The sequence below is a fragment of the Brenneria goodwinii genome (assembly GCF_002291445.1).
In the GTDB taxonomy this organism is placed as follows: Bacteria; Pseudomonadota; Gammaproteobacteria; order Enterobacterales; family Enterobacteriaceae; genus Brenneria; species Brenneria goodwinii.
In genome coordinates, this window is record NZ_CP014137.1 from 496,252 (window position 1) to 512,313 (window position 16,062).

Here is a 16,062-nt window from a genome sequence, read left to right on the forward strand (position 1 = left end):
TGCTCCTTCATATTAAATAAATGCCAACAACTCGAAATTTATTGAGTATATAATCGTTAAAAAACAGGTAATTGCTTTCTTGGGTGTTTAATGGGTAAACAATAGCGCGCCAGATGACATGTAAGCAACAAGAAATTTAACGGTGTTATTTGCCTTCGCGCCATAGGGTGGTGAGTTCCGGCGGCGCCAGATCTTCCGGAATCAAAAATTCTTGTTCAGTATGGTGTGTTTTCCCTGCGGAAGAAAAATAGATATGAATCCGGTAATAAAACTGATCGCCGCGTCCGGGGGAATCAGGTTTTCCGGGGTCGCGCGCTTGCGGCAGGGCATGGCGGATAGCGGCGCAGATGCGTTCCCGCTCTGACTCCGGCAGGTTGGCCAGGGCAAAACGCCGCAGCCCGGCCAACTTGGGTATCCACGCAATACCGCCTTCACGCGCCAGTTCGACAATGGCGTCATTGGTGAGCGTCGGCAAATTTTTCATAATCCTCCCAGTGAGGACACCACGCCTACTTTTTCCCAGGACTGTTTAACAATGTCAGCGACGGATTGGTCAAAACGCCGTTCGGCGTGCTGGATGGTATATCGGGCGAATACGTCAAAATCGGCGTTCTGCGGCAGCGATTTATCACACAGCGTGTCGTACCATATTCTGCCCGCTTTTTCCCAGGAGTAGCCGCCCAATTCGGTGGCCGCCAGATAGAATGCCCGATTTGGTATGCCTGAGTTGAGGTGTACGCCGCCATTATCTTCACGAGTGTTGATATAGCCGTCCATATGGGATGGTTGCGGATCCCTGCCTAACAACAGATCGTCATACGCGCTTCCCGGTTGAGACATTGAGCGCAGGCCGCTACCGTGGATCCCTTCCGCCAGCAGCTCATCTCCGATCATCCAGTCAGCCTGTTCCACGGTTTGTCCGCGGTGAAATTGTTTCACCATTGAGCCAAAAACGTCGGATAACGATTCGTTCAGCGCGCCGGATTGTCTTAAATAAATAAGCCCGGCTTCGCTCTCAATCACGCCATGTGACAATTCATGCGCCACAATATCGATGGCGATGGTGAAACGATTGAAGATTTTGCCGTCGCCATCGCCAAAAACCATCTGCTGTCCATTCCAGAACGCGTTTTGATACTCTTGACCGTAATGGACGGTTCCCGCCAGCGTTAACCCTTGATTATCGAGGGAGTTGCGTTGGAAGACTTGCCAGAAGAAATCATAGGTGACGCCAAGAAAGTCATAGGCTTCATCGGTAGCGATATCACCGTTGCTGCTCTGGCCCTCTTTACGTACCAGGTTACCCGGCAGCAGCTGTTGGTTTTCCGCATCATAAATTTCGCGATAGGCCTGTCCGGTGGAAGCCAGTTCGTGAGGCGCGGGTCTGGAGTGAGCGCTAACCATCAGCGATTGAACATGCATCAGAGTTTGTTGGGCGCAGCGACGCTGATCCTCGGAACCATTGGCGATAATGCGATGCAGGATGTAGGGCGGGATCACGCTGTGAATCGGTCTGGACCTCATACCTCTGTCTCCTTGATAAAGGTGGCTACTGGCAATTCAGACGATCGAAAGGGGTGGCAGTTAATAATTTACCAAAGTAAGTATAGCTTAGTGGTGTATTACTATATTTTGCGTCGTTTGACTATTGATGTTGTCGCTTTTTCCGGTATCAGCGCGGTAACCTGACTTTCTACCCAGCCATCCTGCAGACGGGTCTTAAGCGTTTCACCCGGCGCGGCTTGGGCGATATTTTTCAGCACCCGGCCATCTGGCGTGGTTGTCACGTTGTAACCCCGCGCCAGCGTCGCCAGCGGGCTTACGCCTTCCAGATGCGAGCAGGCCTCGCCCAGTCTTTGCTTATGCTGACCGAGCTGGCGTTCAAGGGCACGCTGCATCTGGTACTGCAACTGTTGTAAACGTTGTTGCGCGCGATGGATCTTCGGTTGTGGCTGCTGCTGTATCAGCCGTTGTTGTAAACGTTCGCTTCGGCGTGACAACTGTTTGAGCTGTAACTGCATTCCTTCGTCCAGCCGCTGGCGCAGTTTGACCAGTTGAGTCTGCTGACGCGCCAGCCGCAGCTGTGGATGCTGCTGCTGTAAGCGGTGATGCAGGCGGGTGAATTCTCGACTGCGCTGGGCAAGGTAATAATCCATCGCCATTTCTAACCTCTGGCGTTGAGATTGTAGCTGGCGAATTAGTTCGAGTTGGTTACGGCTGACCAGTTCCGCGGCGGCTGACGGCGTAGGGGCGCGTAAATCACCGACGAAATCGGCGATGGTGACATCGGTTTCATGGCCGACCGCGCTGACGATGGGAATACGACTGGCGAAAATAGCCCGGGCGACCCGTTCATCGTTAAAGCTCCATAGGTCTTCTAGCGAACCGCCGCCGCGGCCCACAATCAAGACGTCACATTCGTCGCGCAGATTCGCCAGTTCGATCGCGCGCACAATCTGTAGCGGCGCTTCAGCGCCCTGCACCGCGGTGGGGTAAACCACCACCGGCAGCGACGGATCCCGGCGTTGCAAGACCTGTAAGATATCGTGCAAGGCGGCGCCGCTGGCTGAAGTGATCACCCCAACCTGTTTGGCCGGGCTGGGCAATACCTGCTTAAACTGCTGATCGAAAATCCCTTCCGCGGCAAGGCGTTGCTTTAATTGTTCAAACTGCTGTTGCAACAGGCCATCGCCGGCCGGCTGCATACTTTCCGCCAGCAGTTGGTAATCACCGCGTGGTTCATACAGCGTAATCGACGCGCGTATCAGCACCTGCTGGCCGTTTTGCGGGCGGAAGGTGACGCGGCGGTTACTGTTGCGAAACATGGCGCAGCGTACCTGCGCGCGCTCATCTTTCAGCGTGAAATACCAGTGGCCGGAGGAAGGTTGAGAAAGGTTGGAGATTTCACCGGAAAGCCATATCTGACCCATTTCCATTTCCAGCAGCTGCCGAACCGTCTGATTCAGGCGGCTAACGGTGAAAATTGCAGAAGAGGGAAACTGAGACATTGTGAGCCAGATCAAATATTAAAACAGTGACTTAATTGATCGATACTACCTGCATGTGAAAGGTAATCAAGCATTTTTTAAAAAAACACTGGAGACAAGTGGTTACGCTCTGTATAATGCCACGGCAATATTTTATCTGTTCTTCACATCCACCTTGGTGAGATATTGCCCATGTTACGTATCGCTAAAGAAGCACTGACGTTTGACGACGTCCTCCTTATTCCCGCTCATTCCACTGTCCTGCCTAATACGGCTGATTTAACGACTCAACTGACGAAAACCATTCGTCTGAATATTCCTATGCTGTCCGCCGCCATGGATACCGTAACGGAATCCCGTCTGGCGATCGCGCTGGCGCAGGAAGGCGGTCTTGGCTTTATTCATAAAAATATGTCCATTGAACGTCAGGCTGAAGAAGTTAGCCGCGTAAAAAGACATGAAAGCGGCGTCGTTGTCGATCCGCAGACCGTTACGCCAACCACCACGTTGCGTCAGGTAAAAGCGCTGACCGAACGTAACGGCTTTGCCGGTTATCCGGTGGTTGCCGAAGGCAATGAGCTGGTTGGTATCATTACCGGTCGTGACGTGCGTTTCGTCACCGATTTGGATCTGCCGGTCAGCGCGGTGATGACGCCGAAAGAGCGTTTGGTAACGGTAAAAGCCGACGAAGCCCGTGAAGTGGTGCTGCACAGAATGCATGAGAAGCGCATTGAAAAAGCGCTGGTGGTGGATGATGCATTCCATCTGATCGGCATGATCACTGTAAAAGATTTCCAGAAGGCGGAACGTAAGCCTAACGCTTGTAAAGATGAACATGGCCGTCTGCGCGTTGGCGCGGCTGTCGGTGCCGGCGAAGGCAACGAAGAACGTATTGATGCGCTGGTTGCGGCCGGTGTCGATGTGCTGCTGATTGACTCCTCACACGGTCATTCCGAAGGCGTATTACAGCGCATCCGCGACGCTCGCGCCAAATATCCGAACCTGCCGATTATCGGCGGCAACGTGGCGACTGCCGCTGGCGCAAAAGCGTTGGCGGAAGCCGGCGTTAGCGCGGTTAAAGTGGGTATCGGTCCTGGTTCTATTTGTACTACCCGTATTGTTACCGGTGTCGGCGTTCCGCAGATCACCGCCATTTCCGATGCGGTTGACGCGCTGGAAGGCACCGGCATTCCGGTTATCGCCGACGGCGGTATTCGTTTCTCCGGCGACATCGCCAAAGCGATCGCCGCGGGCGCAGCCTGTGTGATGGTCGGCTCCATGCTGGCCGGTACGGAAGAATCTCCCGGCGAGATCGAACTGTATCAGGGGCGTTCTTTCAAATCCTACCGCGGTATGGGTTCGCTGGGCGCGATGTCCAAAGGGTCTTCCGACCGTTACTTCCAGAGCGACAATGCGGCGGACAAACTGGTGCCGGAAGGTATCGAAGGCCGCGTGGCGTACAAAGGCCGCCTGAAAGAAATCGTCCATCAGCAGATGGGCGGGCTGCGTTCCTGCATGGGCCTGACCGGTTGCGGAACAATAGACGCGCTGCGCACTCAGGCTGAGTTCGTACGCATCAGCGGCGCGGGTATTCAGGAAAGTCATGTTCACGACGTTACCATTACCAAGGAATCACCGAATTACCGTATGGGCTCATAAGGTGATTTGCAGGCTGATTTAAATAGTTAAACCCGGTAATATTCGCCGGGTTTACTTACTTTTTGTTTCTACCCAATAGATTTCAAGGCGCAGGAAGTCAGCGATGCCTGCAACGTGGAAGATGAAGGGTAATTCGTATTTTGGAATACGCCTCTTATGACAGATAACATTCATCAACACCGCATTCTTATCTTGGATTTCGGCTCGCAATACACACAGCTGGTTGCTCGACGTATTCGTGAACTGGGCGTTTATTGCGAACTTTGGGCATGGGATGTCACCGAAGCGCAGATCCGTGAATTCAATCCGAACGGGATTATCCTTTCCGGCGGTCCGGAAAGCACCACCGAGTTTAACAGCCCGCGCGCGCCCGAGTATGTATTCCAGGCTGGCGTGCCGGTGTTGGGTATTTGCTACGGCATGCAGACCATGGCGATGCAACTGGGCGGCCACGTGGAAGGCTCCAGTGAACGTGAATTCGGCTATGCGCAGGTTGAAGTGAAAACCGACAGTATGCTGGTGAAGGATATCCAGGATGCGTTGAGCGCGGCTGGCGCGCCGCTGCTGGATGTCTGGATGAGTCACGGCGATAAGGTAACCGCCATTCCCGCTGATTTTGTCACGGTCGCCAGTACCGATACCTGTCCGTTCGCCATTATGGCTAACGAAGAAAAACGTTTTTACGGCGTACAGTTCCACCCTGAAGTGACGCATACCCGTCAGGGATTGCGCTTGCTTGAGCGTTTTGTGCGCGATATCTGCCAGTGTGAAGCCTTATGGACGCCGGCGAAAATTATCGACGATGCGGTGGCGCGCATTCGCCGGCAGGTTGGCGACGACAAGGTGCTGCTTGCCCTGTCCGGCGGGGTGGATTCTTCCGTTACCGCGATGCTGCTGCAACGCGCGATCGGCGACCGCCTGACCTGCGTTTTCGTTGATAACGGACTGCTGCGCCTTAACGAAGCCGAGCAGGTGATGGAGATGTTCGGCGACCACTTCGGACTGAATATTGTGCATATCGAAGCGGAAGAGCGCTTCCTGAGCGCCCTGGCCGGCATCGACGATCCGGAAGCGAAGCGTAAGATCATCGGCCGCGTTTTCGTTGAGGTATTTGATGAAGAAGCCATCAAGCTGACCGACGTTAAATGGCTGGCGCAGGGCACTATCTACCCGGATGTGATCGAATCCGCCGCATCCGCAACCGGTAAGGCGCACGTCATTAAATCTCACCATAACGTCGGCGGTTTGCCGAAAGAGATGAAGATGAGCTTGGTCGAACCGCTGAAAGAGCTGTTTAAAGACGAAGTGCGTAAGATCGGGCTGGAGCTGGGCCTGCCGTACAACATGCTTTACCGCCATCCGTTCCCGGGGCCGGGCCTTGGCGTACGCGTGCTGGGCGAAGTGAAGAAAGAGTACTGCGACCTGCTGCGCCGCGCCGATGCGATCTTCATTGAAGAACTGCATAAGGCCGATCTGTATAACAAGGTCAGCCAGGCGTTTACCGTCTTTCTGCCGGTGCGTTCCGTTGGCGTAATGGGCGACGGCCGTAAATATGATTGGGTTGTTTCACTGCGCGCGGTGGAAACCATCGACTTTATGACCGCTCACTGGGCGCATCTGCCGTACGACTTCCTCGGCCGGGTTTCCAACCGCATCATCAACGAAGTGGACGGCATCTCCCGCGTGGTTTACGACGTTTCCGGTAAGCCGCCGGCGACGATCGAGTGGGAGTGATTTAACGTCTGGCATTAGCCTGCACGTAAAAGCAGTAAAACACCTCTAATCCCGCGTAAATGCGGGTTTTTTTTGAATGAACCTGGCACTTCCTGATAAATTTTTTATCACCAGACGCACTGGTAACCATCCCGTAAATAGTGATCTCTTCCCTTTGTTCAGTACCGATATTGGGAGGAGAGCACAACAGAAAATGCTAAAAAGTAGATTATCGCAGAGGGAAAGGTTGTCTACTTTATAACCACATATTGGTCTGCACCAACGGAATACTGGTATGGTATGCCCCCTGTGATAGAAAAATCCTCATTAGGGGGATTTATGCCATTCAAAGCAAGAAAATGAATTAGGTAAGTTCCTGAATTTTCTATACTATGCACGAATGTGAGCTCATAGCTCTCACCGGCTCCAACATTAACAAATTGTAGTGGTATACGGGTGAGAGTTCCTGCATAGCGACCAGAAAGGAGGTTGATCGATTTCTGGTAGATTGGCTTCCCATCAGAAAAGGCAATGGGCACCAGAGTCAAGGCATCATCGTCCAGGGTAACTTTGCTTTCTTTATTGCCAAGATTAGACAGAATGACCTTAACCTGAAGCAGATTCTGACCATTATCGAGTGGCTGAATCGTTGATTCGACCTTTGCCTGGATATGTGGTTTTTGTGTGGTCTTCTGATCTAACTCTTTTAATGTATATTCTGTGACTTCCTTTTCCTTCTTCACATATACAGTGGAGTAGTATCCCCATACTCCGACTACGATTGCTGCGATGATCGTTGTGGCTTGGGCGAGGATTTGAAATCCGAGATGGATTTTTTCGATTTTGCTGAGCGAATTATCTGGCATTCTTGGTTCCTTGTTAAATTGTTAAAATAGCCGCGGGATTGTATGTAATTAGGCACAATGCTTTCTATGCCACAGGCTCTACACCCGACTCCGGGCATCTAATCGCTGCGCCTTAAGAGCCTGGCAATAATGCTGCTATGTGGTGCCTTTCTTCGATGTTCATGCCTGATTTTCGAGCCACCGGTGACATGTTTCCGACATGGCGCCGGCTTTCGCCATATTCATACGACTCATTTGGCTACTATGTCCAATTCAGCATAATTTTTTATGTTGGAAAAAGAATTACAATTGTGACTCATAGTCCGTGGTCTTACGGATGAAAAAAGGTGATTTTATCCGCAGGAAAATCGAAAACGGTATTTTGAGACGTGGAGTACAAGGAATGAATCACAATGACTGGCATCCGGCGGATATTATTGCGGGTTTAAGAAAGCAGGGAACAACGATGGCGGCGATTTCCCGAGGGGCGGGGCTGGCGTCGTCCACGCTGGCGAATGCATTAACGCGACACTGGCCGAAAGGCGAACGCCTGATCGCCGAAGCGCTAAATAAACGCCCCGAAGAGATCTGGCCTTCGCGCTACCAAAATATCGGGAGCGGGCAGGGCGGGGTGGTAGGGAAATCAGAGTAAAAAAAGCCAATAGAGATTTACGAAATTTTGTGTTTTGCATAGGTAGATTTCGGCGCTCCTAAATGGATTTCCATTCCATAGAAATCCGTTTGGGAGCCAATAAGCGCAGTGCGCTTGGTACGGGAAAGTTGGCGCGCTGCATTATCGCTGCCGCAAGCTGCATTCTGTCCGTAAAGCTACCGCTTTGCCGTTATCCGCCTACGCGCTGATGCGTATTCATATATCAAATATTGCAACTTTCCGGTAAAAAAATTAGGTATCCGGGTATATTAAACGGCTGAAAGGAGAAGGGGGAAGCGGATATGCAACCAATGCGGCGAATGGGTGATGGATATGAACCGCACGTCGATCAGTTTGGCGAGCGGTTGACCTACTCGCTGCCTGTCGACTCGGGGGTTGTCAGCTTCAGCTTCTCGTTTGAGATTCGCCAGGCCGATCTGGACGTCCTGCTTTCCGATGACTACCGGCGTGCCGTTCTCGAAGTCACCGCGCATACGTTGCTACAGCGTTCGACGCTGAAGGGAAATAACCGCTTTACCCAAAGCGACTTCGATAGCCTTGTCATGGATACGCTTCACTCCGGGGGCGATTTTCTCCAGGCGTTCATTGCGCGGGTGAGCCGGGAAAATAACATTGCTATTGATCACTATGTGAAAGAAGTCATGAACCGGCGCTCCGCTGCAAGCTGAGCCTGCTATGACAAGATCCGTTCAGCTGAAAATTTTAGCCAGCAATGCGTCATCGACCGTTTGCCGCATGATACTGAGTAAACGATCGTCATCGGCATCATGTAGGGTTACAAAAGCGATAAAATCCGCATGTTGATTAAAGCGGGCAAGCGCCGTCTGCGCCTGCCTAATCGCCCCGGCAGCGCAGGATACGATCTCTTTTTCGACCACGGATTGATAATATTGCTGATAAAACTCGGCGCCTTTTTCATCATACAATGCGCCCAACTGGTCCATGATTTCGCCGAGCGCCTGACCGAGCCCGTCATCATCGTCATCCAGCTCGTCCAGATGATACGAAAAGTTGCCCGAATTATATTTGATGCCACTGACGCTATTGATATCCAGCGCGCTGTGCCGATTCTCTTGCTGGCGATACTCTGCCAGCGTGGCGTCGTAAGCTTCTTGCGTATTCCAGGAGACTCGACACCCGCCGTTTTCAATATCTAAATCCAGGCAGAAAGCATAAACCTCTCGGTTTTCTGCATGCGAGGAGAATACCGAAGCCGCACGTTCAATTTGACGAACAAAACATGACGCCACCCGGTCAATATTTAAATTAATCATTCTGCTTCCATCATTTTCAGTCGCGGCTCCAATCATCAGCAAACCCGTTAACTCGACTTCTCTCTACGAATATGATGGCGTGCTAGAAGCGACGCCAGAAGCCCGACACCATAGCATACGTGCCGTCATCGCCGAGCAAAAAATAATCAACCAAATCGTTGAGGACTTCAACGAATTCAACACGCATCAATCCGCTCCTAAAACAATTTCTAAATCAGTTGTGACGTTACCTGCACGAAAAATAAACCAGGATGTGGGAATGCATTTAACGATGATGCCCACTGGCCTCAGTCAACCATCCCATAAATGCTTTCAGGTTTGCTGTGAACTTCTTTGCTTCATCTTCTGGAGCATAGCTCTCACGCAAAAAATATCTGATTTCATTCTCCCGGGATGGATATTTTTTACAAATCTTGATACATACTCATCAAGCGTATCAGGCCAGTCTGTATCCCTGCGCGCCAAGGCGCTTGGGTTGGCGTTTATTGCCGATGGTCTTTTATTGACCGCTATTGTTGCCGTCGGCGGCATCATGGTGCTCAACATATTCAACGATCAATCCATCAAGATGGCGAAAGCGCGTTTTGCGCCCTATCGGCGTTTTTTGAATCGGGTCCAACTGGCTTGCGCCCTGAGCCAGAAGGTTATCAATCGTTGGTTGCAAAACATCGACGCGCAAAGTCAGGGCCGTTGATTCAAAAGGCTGACGCAATTCGGCGGGGCCGGCGATAATGAGCATGGACAGTTTCGGTGAAACCACTGAAGCAAGTTCCAGCCCCTTTTCCGGGTAGCTGAAATGAATACCATCGCTGCCGTTCAATAGGGTTCGATAAAATGCTCTTGTTTTATTGAACGCCTCGGTCTCAACAAACACACGGATGTAAGACTCCAGAATCATAGTCGATCTCCCCAACGGTGGATTTTCGTTAAGTATATCGACATTTTTCCACTGGCAGTCATGTTACTGGCTATAACTCTTCCCATTCGGGCTCTTCAATTACGTTGGTTGGTTATGTTGGACGCTATAAACCAGTCAGGCGACTTAATGCCAATTGCGCTAGCAAGGATAGATTATAAGGTAAATAGCCTGATGAGGAGCAGTTAACGCAAGCGGGTTTTGTAAAAACCTCATTGGTTACTCGTTGTCCATACCCTGACGGACGATAATAGTCAATGCCCGATAGGAAGCAATAAGCCGGGCGATTGAACGAATGAATTCCAGTGGATGAGATATCACGCACATTTCTGAAGAGGGAATTATTAATTCCCCTATTTTTATCTTTCAGTTGGGTTATTAATACCAAAGAGATTTACGCAAGGGGGAAGAACAACATGAACAAAACAGAATTCTCTCAACGCATTGCTCAATTGGATAATCTGACGGAAACGGATAAACGCATTGTTGCTTATTTTGATAAGCATTTTCTGTCGATACCTTACAGTAAAGTTATTGATATTTGTAAGGAAATAAACATCGCAAAATCAACGCTGGGGCGTTTTATGATAAAAATCGGGTTTAATGGCTTTCAGGATTTTAAACAGTCCACGATTAAACCTGAGCTTCGCAGAAATATTTCTCCAATAGAAAGATTTAATAGAGAAAACAACATCAACAGCGGGGCGGAGTATATCGAAGGATATTTCGGTAAAATATCTGAAAACATTAACAATACATTGGAGAAAATCAATAAAAAGGATCTGGAAAAAGCCGTTGATCTAATCTGCGATCCGCAAAAAAGATTGTATGTTATCGGGAGCGCCACCGCACATGCGCTAGCGGAATATTTTTATCTGCTGGGGAGGTATATCAAAAGAGATATCGTTTTACTGGATGCGAATATTGCTAATTTGCCGCATAAGCTGGTCGATTCGCGCAAGGGCGATGTCTTGTTGGCAATATCATACTATCGGTTCTCCAGTGTGACTACGCGCTTGGTCAGGTGGTTTCATCAGAACCGGGGAGATACGGTGGTGATCACCAACCGTGATGTGAATCCGTTCAGCCATTTCGCCACCGCATTGCTCCTTATGGATAGTCAACATGGCGGGCTGTTTAATAGCCGAAGTTCCGGGTTTGTTCTTGTTGAAGCGTTGGTTAATTATATGGGAGAAGTAACAGGAAATGAACTCGGTAATAACTTTGACGTCATGGAATCATTATTTGAGGAGTTTAATGTCTTTAATAAATAGTGATTAAGTATTTTAAAAGTAAACTTCTGGTTTAATTTCTATCTATGAGTGTCTATCTATAGATGCTCATCTATTGTCACTGCAATAAACATAGCAGATAAATCTTTGCTGTTTTCTATCAAAAGAGGTTTGAATTATGAGTGATGGAAATAAAAAAATAGTACCGGCTTGCCCTGAAGAACAGATTATTACCACGTCTCAGGGGAAATTATCATTCCGCTCTTCCGGGGATGGCGAAGTTATTATTTTTTTACACGGTCTTTTGGGAAGTTCCAAAGCATGGCCATTCCAGTTTGCCGAGTTGTCTCCTGCTTATAACGTGATTGCATGGGATGCGCCGGGCTACGGCGACTCCACTCTGGTTGAGGCGGATATCGGAGCTTACGAACAAGCGTTACATGAACTTATTCAGCATTGCGGCGAGAAAAAAATCTCCATCGTGGGGCACTCGATGGGCGGGACGGTTGCCAGCCGATATGTCGCCAGACATCCTGATAAGGTAAAGCGCCTGGTGTTATCCTGTACCCATCCGGGTTATGGGGCTCCCGAAACCGCGCCGGCCTCAGAAAAACTGGAAAAACGTCTTCAGGAACTCGCTAAGATTGGTCCTGAGGCTTATGGCTGGAACCGGGCGCATGATTTATTACCTTTCCCTGACATCCCCGAGTCGATTTTGTCATACGCGGCAAGCATTGCCTCTGAAACTAATCCGGAAGGTCTCAGGCGAGCCTCGCGCATGTTGCAGCTTGCCGATAATCGCCCGTTGCTGCCCAAAATAGCCGTCCCGACACTCATATTAACCGGGGAAAAAGACCATGTCGTTCAGCCGAAGTTAAAAGCGGAACTGCTTTCTTTAGTTCCTTTTACGCAACATATTGAAATGGCGGGTCTGGCGCATGCGCCTTATTTCCAGGCACCAGAATATTATAGCTCTCTGATTCGGGATTTTATATCCAATAACTAAATACCATAGGGGGATGAGATGGCTGGATTTATAATAGGAATATTGATTACAATATTTGCCGCTTATTTTATTATAAAAAATTATCAACCACAAACTGTGTTGCTTTTAGCCGGATTAAGTTTATTGCTAATTACGGTAATCTTTTTTCCTGAACAATCTATATTGTACGGTAAGGCTAAATCAATTGGTTGGGTTGGCGGGGATATTTTCGCGTTTGTCAAAGAGTCTTTAACAACGCAGGTGGCGGGCATTGGTTTGATCATTATGGCGGCGGGCGGATTTGCCGATTATATGGATCACATCAAAGCCTCTAATTCAATGGTTAATATGTGTATCAAACCCTTACGGATGATAAAGGCTCCCTACGTCATTCTCTCAATAGGGTACATATTATCCCAGTTGCTTCATGTCGCGATATCCAGTGCGGCAGGGCTTGCCATGCTGCTGCTGGTCACTTTTTTCCCGGTGCTGGTGAAGTTAGGCGTCAGTAAGGCGGCGGCCGCATCAATGATCGGCATGTCCGCGTTTATGGATCTCGGTCCGGCGGTGGGAACGGCTAACCTGGCGGCAAAACACGCCGGTATGGAAACCGCGGTGTATTTTGCCCACTATCAGATGCCGGTGGCTATCGGTGTCATGCTGACCGTCGCGATACTGACATTTTTCACCGCGCGCTATTTTGATGCGAAAGATGGACACGTGGTGATTCAGCAATCTCACGAGCAGCCAAAAAGTGAAGACGAGGTCAGGGTTCCGGCGTTTTATGCTTTTTTGCCTGTATTTCCGGTTGTTCTGGTTATTGTCTTCAGCCCGCTGGTGGTCAGCACCATAAAGATTGATGTTGTCACCGCGATGATTATCGGCACCCTGCTGGCGTTTTTTTGCGAGCTGTTATTGAAGCGCGACTTTAAAGCGGCGTGTAAAGGCATTCAGGTCTTTTTCAAAGGCATGGGATCGATGTTTGCCAGCATTGTATCGCTGCTGGTCTGTGCCGATGTTTTTGCTCAGGGATTACAAATTATAGGCGCCGTGGATTTCATCATACAGACGGTGCAGACCGCAGGATTTGGTTTCGGCAGTATGACCGTCGTCATGGCGATTTTGGTCTGCGTCACGGCCGCTCTAACGGGATCTGGCGTTGCGGCGTTTTTCTCGTTTTCAGGTCTTGCGCCAGGCATTGCCGGCAAATTTGGTGAAAGCGCGGTGAATATGATTCTGCCTATGCAGTTGATGGCTGGAATGGGCCGATCCATCTCGCCGGTGGCGGGGGTGATCATTGCCGTCAGCAAAGCCGGGGAGTGTTCGCCATTTATGATTGTCCGCAGAACGCTTATTCCCGCGCTTGGCGGTATGGTGACGATGTTAATTATTAATGGCTTTCTTAATTAAGGGGTGAACCGATTATAAAAAATAAAGAATAGAATAAGCCTATTTATTAATACGCACCCGATCTCAGGGTAATAAATCCTGCGTTTTTAAACGGGATGCTTAACTATGATGAGAATAATAACTTTCTTTAAAAATAACACAATTATCGATGTTGTATGAGGTATGTTATTTACCAATGACAGGATAATATAATGAAAAAATATATTGTTTTTTATTCCTCTGTACTCTTTTTTATTACCACCTCTGTTCATGCAGTAACCGTATATAACAATAAAGATACGCGACTGGATATTTATGGCCGAGTTGAAGCGCAAATTGGCAATGGATGGACGAACGATAATACCAACGCCGCCAACCTGACCGGGCGACTGGGTTTTGAGGCACAGCAAAAGCTGGATGAATCCTTTAACCTGTTCGGGAAACTGGAATGGCAGGTTACCACGCAAAAGAATGACACCAAAAATACGGAGGATAATTGGGATGTTCGCTACGCTTATACCGGCGTTGGCAGCAAGGACTATGGCAGGATCATGGTCGGTCGTACCCGCAATCCAATGTATCAGTGGATGGGGCTGACCGATCGGTATATGAATTATACCGCCAATGTCTATTCAAACTGGGTGGGTAGCCGCATTGATTCATCCTGGCAATGGAACCGGCAGGACGGCACGATCCAGTATGAATATGAGAATAAAGGGGTAGATGTCCGCCTTGCGTATGTGATGGGAAATGGCGCCGCAGACAGCACGATTGATAATGGGTATATGGCCAGTTTGGGTTATTCCTTTGATATTCAAATCGCCGGAAAACCATTAAAGATAAAGCCGGTGATTGCCTGGCAGTCACTGACCAAAGATCCTAAAAACACAACGCTCAGCGGTAATTATACCGACTATAGTCAAAAAGGCGCGGGTATCCGATTGAATTATGACAAAGCCCTGCTTGCCTTGAATATCGGCAGGCAAAGCTATGAGCGTCAGGGGCGGCCGGATATTGATTATGACGTGTTCGATTCTTTAGCCGAGTATTGGTTTACCAATAAAATCGCGTTACGCGGTGGTTATTCTCAGCTAATTGAAACAAAGAGTAACTATGTGCATCGCCGGCAGTGGGTGACTGAAGCTGAATATCGGCTGAAAAGGAATATCCACTTCTCCGTAACCTGGATTTATGATGAACGGGAAAGTTACGACTCCGCTGAAAATCTGTGGATAGCCGGATTGCGTTACGATTTCTAATCCATGAGTGAAGGAATAAAAAATGAAAAACAAAGCTGGCTGGATTATTTTTCTGACCCTGATAATGAATTTTGCTTACGGCGCGGAATTACCGGCGGAAAGCGGCAGTTTCAGCGTTGAATTACCGCAGAACGGCAACAAAATGGAGGTGTTTAGTTACAAGCCCGCGGGCGCCACTAAAGATACGCCGATTGTATTTGTTCTCACCGGTTTAAATCGTAATGCGGCTGAATATCGCGATTCATGGATCGAGAATGCCAGAAAAAATAAATTAATTGTTATCGCGCCACTTTTCTCAACAGCCGATTATCCCGGAGTTGACGGTTACAATATGGGGAATATGGAAAATAAACAGACGAATACCCTCAATCCCCGGGAGGCGTGGGCATTCAGCGTCATCGATCGGCTGTTTGCCGATATGCAAAAGCAGGGGATTACCCAGCAGAAAAGCTATTATCTGTTTGGTAACAGCGCGGGTTGTCAGTTTGTCCATCGGATGATGACATTTGTTCCGGAGGCGAAAGTAAAAGCCGCAATTTGCGCCGCCGCAGGCTGGTGGACTATGCCTGATGTGGAAAATCCCTGGCCCTACGGTTTGGATCAGGCACCGGTTAAGGTAACGCAAAAACAACTGACGGACTATTTTGCCAAGCCCGTGTTGATCACGGTAGGCGCTAAGGATAACGATCCGTATCATCCATTGCTGCGTCGCTCTTATCAGGCAATGGCGCAAGGCGATAGCCGGCTTGAACGGGCGCAAACCTACTATCTCACGGGCCAGCAGAAGGCTAAACGCTATAAAGTTGATTTCAACTGGCAGTTCACGACGCTGCCGGATGTTGGTCATAGCGGAAGCAAGATGTCAGCCTACGGCGCTGAACAGTTTGCTTGGTTTGAGCAGCATGGCGTGTTTAACGTGCAGCCGTAGCGGAAGTTATTAGGAAACCATATTCAGCTATTTATTTCCGGCGGGCATAAAGATGCCCGCTAGCTTTAGCCTCAAGCAACTATCCCATAAATGCCTTCACAACATATTCAACGATCAGCCCATTAAGATGAAGATGGCGAAAGCGCGTTTTGCATCCTACGGCGTTTTTTGAATCGGCTCCAACTGGCTTGCGTTCTGAACC

At 49.3% G+C, this 16,062-nt stretch carries 15 protein-coding genes; 9 read left to right on the forward strand and 6 right to left on the reverse strand.

The features are described 5' to 3' along the window. Positions 1-145 precede the first annotated feature (145 nt). The 3 genes from ACN28R_RS02255 to xseA all read right to left on the reverse strand — a co-directional run bounded on the left by ACN28R_RS02255 (position 146) and on the right by xseA (position 3,008). Positions 146-484 carry a protealysin inhibitor emfourin gene (locus ACN28R_RS02255; protein ID WP_095833447.1) on the reverse strand — a complete coding sequence of 113 codons (339 nt, stop codon included), beginning with the start codon at positions 482-484 and terminating at the stop codon, positions 146-148. Next, positions 481-1,524, reverse strand: coding sequence for a M4 family metallopeptidase (locus ACN28R_RS02260; protein ID WP_095833448.1), 1,044 nt, complete (start codon positions 1,522-1,524; stop codon positions 481-483). Before ACN28R_RS02260 ends, ACN28R_RS02255 begins: the two co-directional genes overlap by 4 nt. Before the next feature lie 101 nt (positions 1,525-1,625). Further along, entirely contained in the window at positions 1,626-3,008 is a 1,383-nt protein-coding gene (gene xseA / locus ACN28R_RS02265; RefSeq protein WP_095833449.1) for an exodeoxyribonuclease VII large subunit, read from the reverse strand. A 171-nt stretch (positions 3,009-3,179) separates the two neighbouring features. Between xseA and guaB the strand changes: the two genes are divergently transcribed. Together guaB and guaA are read left to right on the forward strand one after the other, a co-directional pair. Continuing rightward, positions 3,180-4,646, forward strand: a complete 1,467-nt coding sequence (gene guaB / locus ACN28R_RS02270; protein WP_095833450.1) for an IMP dehydrogenase — start codon at positions 3,180-3,182, stop codon at positions 4,644-4,646. A 156-nt stretch (positions 4,647-4,802) separates the two neighbouring features. Then, complete coding sequence (gene guaA, locus ACN28R_RS02275; protein WP_095833451.1) at positions 4,803-6,380, forward strand: glutamine-hydrolyzing GMP synthase; 1,578 nt, start codon at positions 4,803-4,805, stop codon at positions 6,378-6,380. Between the two features lie 230 nt (positions 6,381-6,610). Here the strand turns inward: guaA and ACN28R_RS02280 are convergent, their stop codons facing one another. Next, positions 6,611-7,225 carry a hypothetical protein gene (locus ACN28R_RS02280; RefSeq protein WP_095833452.1) on the reverse strand — a complete coding sequence of 205 codons (615 nt, stop codon included), beginning with the start codon at positions 7,223-7,225 and terminating at the stop codon, positions 6,611-6,613. A 382-nt stretch (positions 7,226-7,607) separates the two neighbouring features. On the opposite strand from ACN28R_RS02280, the gene ACN28R_RS02285 reads away from it, so the two are divergent. Next, positions 7,608-7,856: a helix-turn-helix domain-containing protein gene (locus tag ACN28R_RS02285; RefSeq protein ID WP_095833453.1), complete on the forward strand. Its 249-nt coding sequence runs from the start codon at positions 7,608-7,610 to the stop codon at positions 7,854-7,856. Between the two features lie 302 nt (positions 7,857-8,158). Further along, positions 8,159-8,545, forward strand: coding sequence for a hypothetical protein (locus ACN28R_RS02290; RefSeq protein WP_095833454.1), 387 nt, complete (start codon positions 8,159-8,161; stop codon positions 8,543-8,545). A 21-nt stretch (positions 8,546-8,566) separates the two neighbouring features. Here ACN28R_RS02290 and ACN28R_RS02295 read toward each other — a convergent pair whose 3' ends face one another. Both ACN28R_RS02295 and ACN28R_RS02300 read right to left on the reverse strand, forming a co-directional pair. Then, positions 8,567-9,151, reverse strand: coding sequence for a DUF4303 domain-containing protein (locus ACN28R_RS02295; protein ID WP_183096846.1), 585 nt, complete (start codon positions 9,149-9,151; stop codon positions 8,567-8,569). Between the two features lie 499 nt (positions 9,152-9,650). Beyond that, positions 9,651-10,049, reverse strand: coding sequence for a VOC family protein (locus tag ACN28R_RS02300; protein WP_095833456.1), 399 nt, complete (start codon positions 10,047-10,049; stop codon positions 9,651-9,653). Positions 10,050-10,483: 434 nt separating this feature from the next. On the opposite strand from ACN28R_RS02300, the gene ACN28R_RS02305 reads away from it, so the two are divergent. The 5 genes from ACN28R_RS02305 (at position 10,484) to ACN28R_RS02325 (ending at position 15,860) form a co-directional block, all read left to right on the forward strand. Beyond that, positions 10,484-11,341, forward strand: a complete 858-nt coding sequence (locus ACN28R_RS02305; protein WP_095833457.1) for a MurR/RpiR family transcriptional regulator — start codon at positions 10,484-10,486, stop codon at positions 11,339-11,341. A gap of 136 nt (positions 11,342-11,477) precedes the next feature. Beyond that, a complete protein-coding gene (locus ACN28R_RS02310; protein ID WP_095833458.1) occupies positions 11,478-12,305 on the forward strand; it encodes an alpha/beta fold hydrolase in 828 nt (275 codons plus the stop codon). 18 nt (positions 12,306-12,323) lie between these two features. After that, positions 12,324-13,694 carry a C4-dicarboxylate transporter DcuC gene (dcuC, locus tag ACN28R_RS02315; protein WP_095833459.1) on the forward strand — a complete coding sequence of 457 codons (1,371 nt, stop codon included), beginning with the start codon at positions 12,324-12,326 and terminating at the stop codon, positions 13,692-13,694. Positions 13,695-13,885: 191 nt separating this feature from the next. After that, positions 13,886-14,932 (forward strand): porin, encoded by a 1,047-nt coding sequence (locus ACN28R_RS02320; protein WP_095833460.1) that lies wholly within the window; start codon positions 13,886-13,888, stop codon positions 14,930-14,932. A gap of 22 nt (positions 14,933-14,954) precedes the next feature. Continuing rightward, positions 14,955-15,860, forward strand: a complete 906-nt coding sequence (locus ACN28R_RS02325; RefSeq protein ID WP_095833461.1) for a hypothetical protein — start codon at positions 14,955-14,957, stop codon at positions 15,858-15,860. The last annotated feature ends 202 nt before the right edge of the window (positions 15,861-16,062 follow it).